Below are 2,343 nucleotides of genomic sequence, written 5' to 3'. Positions count from 1 at the left end.
ATAGTCGATGTCGAGCTCGCGGTCCTCGACAAACCATGGCCTGTCGAGTCCCAGGGGCGCCCCCGCCACTCGATAGCGCAGCTCCGGCATCTCCGGAAGGCGAGAAGCGACAAGGTTCTCGACCGCCCGGAAGCAGAAACCCGACACGTCGGACGGGTCGCAGATCGTCAGTCCGGCGCCGTGCATGTGCCAGGCGTGCGTCTCGGCGAACCAGAACGCAGCATCTACGCTGGACAGCCGCCTCATGCCGACAGAGTAGAGCGGGCAGGTCGCGTCAACGCGAAAACGCGTGAACTAAGGCCTATCTGATAGATCGTCGGGCCTGGGCGATGACGGCCTGTGTGTCAGACCCTCGCGGTGAGCCTGCAACACGCGGCGGTCATGGCACCGGCCATTCGTGGACTGGGGCACCGGTGCGCGCGTGCTCCGCATACCGCCGGGTCATCTCACGCAGCGCCAGGATGCGTTGCAGCCCGTGCTCCTCGAGGTAGCTCAACGTCTCGGTCTGCCAGACAGCGCCGGTGCGGCCGCATCGAACCCGCGCTTCGATGACACCGAGGTACCGGTCGCGGTCGTCCGCGTCCACGCCCCAAGCGTCGAGCCCGGCCGCCGCGGCCGGCAGCAGGACCTCACGGGTGAGCTGGTCGACGGGGTGGTCGACGCCCTGCCAGCACAGCCGCGCTGCCAGCCCGTCTCGTGCCGCGCGGTGCAGGTTCTGCTCGGCCGCCGCGAAGGGCATCTGCTTCCAAGGGGTGGGGTCGCTGTCGACGATCGCGCGGACCAGTCCGTAGTAGAACGCGGCGTTGGCGACCATGTCGACGGGAGTCGGTCCGCTGGGCAGTACCCGGTTCTCGATGCGCAGCTGCGGGCGCCCGGCCTGGACGTCGTAGACCGGACGGTTCCAGCGCCACACCGTTCCGTTGTGCAGCCGGAGCTCACGCAGGGCCGGAGCGCACCCGGCCCCGAGGGCGGCATCGGGATCCTCGGCCTCCAGCGTCGGAAGCAGCGGCCGAAACAGCCGCACGAGGTCGTCGAAGAGCTCCACGGGGCTGTCGACCCACCGGTCGCCGAGCCGGACGCGCGCCGGTGCGCCGGCTCGGACCTCCCTGCGGCGGCGGGTGTCGAACAGCTGCTCTAACAACGTGATGCGGGTTTCTTGCCATACCTGGCGGGCGAGCAGGTACGGCGAGTTCGCGGCCACCGCGACCTGCGCCCCGGCGATCATTTGGGCGGCGTTGTAGTACGCGGCGAAGCGGTCCGGTGGCACCCGCAGGTGCAGCTGCAGGCTGGTCGCGGCGGCTTCGGGAGCGACCGAGTCGGTGGTGAACTCCACCGGCTCACACCCGTCGATGATGCGCACCAGGAACGGCCTCTGGCGAGCGGCGCGCATGCGGCGGCACAGCAGCGCGTAGCGCGGGTTGCTGGAGATCCGCTCGATGGTCAGGTGCTCGGCGCTGAGGGTGGGCAGCATACCGACGGCGAGCAGCCGAGCGCCGAGCCGTTCGATCCGCGCCCGGCACGCCTCGAGCACGTCGGCGAGGTCGCGCTCGCTGTCATGCAGCACGCGGCCTTGCAGCCGACGTGGAGCGAGGTTCAGCTCGACGTTGAACTGGCCGAGCTCGTGTTGCATGTCCGCCCGGCCCAGCCGTGCCAGGACGGCGTCATTGATCTGCCGTGGCCGGCCTAACGGATCCACGAGATCGAGCTCGACCTCCATACCGATGGTGTCCTCATGGGCGACGAACCAGCCGCCGTCAACCATGCGCTGCAACACGGCAACGCACAGCTCGAGCCTCCGCCGCACCTCGTCGGCTTGGCCAACAACCAGGGCGGAAGCATCGACGCGGTCACCCACGGCGCACCTCCCTCGCGGCACTGCTGGACGTCGACCCACTGCAGCACGGGCCCACCTCGCAAAGTAGGCGCATCATGCGGGTTCAGCCACACTTCAGCGTTCGGCCGTCCGAGCCGTTGGGCCTTACCAGCTCTATCTCGAGCAGCCTATTGCCATGGGGGCAAGCGCTCACGTGGGTTGTCAGCCGGGCCGCGGCGTGTTGACGCCGTCAACACCTTTCGGTGTATCCGCAGGTCGTTTCACGTCATTTCACGCTGTTTCGCGTCATCAAACGCAACGTTTCCGCACGTCAGCAGACTTTTTGCAGCGGGTTCGATTCCCGGCAGCTCCACCAGAAGGGCCGCAGATCAGGCTCGTGTCGAGGTCCCGCACCTGTCGGCGGCGGTTCCAGGCGCGGGCGTCGCTGCGCTACATCCGAAGTTGGCGGTGCCATTGCGGCGGCGGCATTCCAAGTCGAACATGTGATGCCGCAAAAGTGAGCGCGCGAG

2 protein-coding genes are annotated in these 2,343 nt (G+C 68.2%); both read right to left on the bottom strand.

What is annotated here, in order from left to right; translation table 11 throughout:
• On the bottom strand, nucleotides 1-246 hold a 246-nt coding region (locus tag VKG81_RS14115), incomplete at its 3' end, for a wax ester/triacylglycerol synthase domain-containing protein (protein WP_324396907.1).
• A gap of 133 nt (nucleotides 247-379) precedes the next feature.
• A complete protein-coding gene (locus tag VKG81_RS14110; protein WP_324396905.1) occupies nucleotides 380-1,855 on the bottom strand; it encodes a hypothetical protein in 1,476 nt (491 codons plus the stop codon).
• Nucleotides 1,856-2,343: the final 488 nt, after the last annotated feature.

Origin of the sequence: Mycobacterium sp. (assembly GCF_035314905.1) — a bacterium.
Taxonomy (GTDB): domain Bacteria; phylum Actinomycetota; class Actinomycetes; order Mycobacteriales; family Mycobacteriaceae; genus Mycobacterium.
The sequence above is the reverse complement of the archived record's forward strand: the minus strand, read 5'-3'. Positions and strand labels throughout refer to the sequence as shown.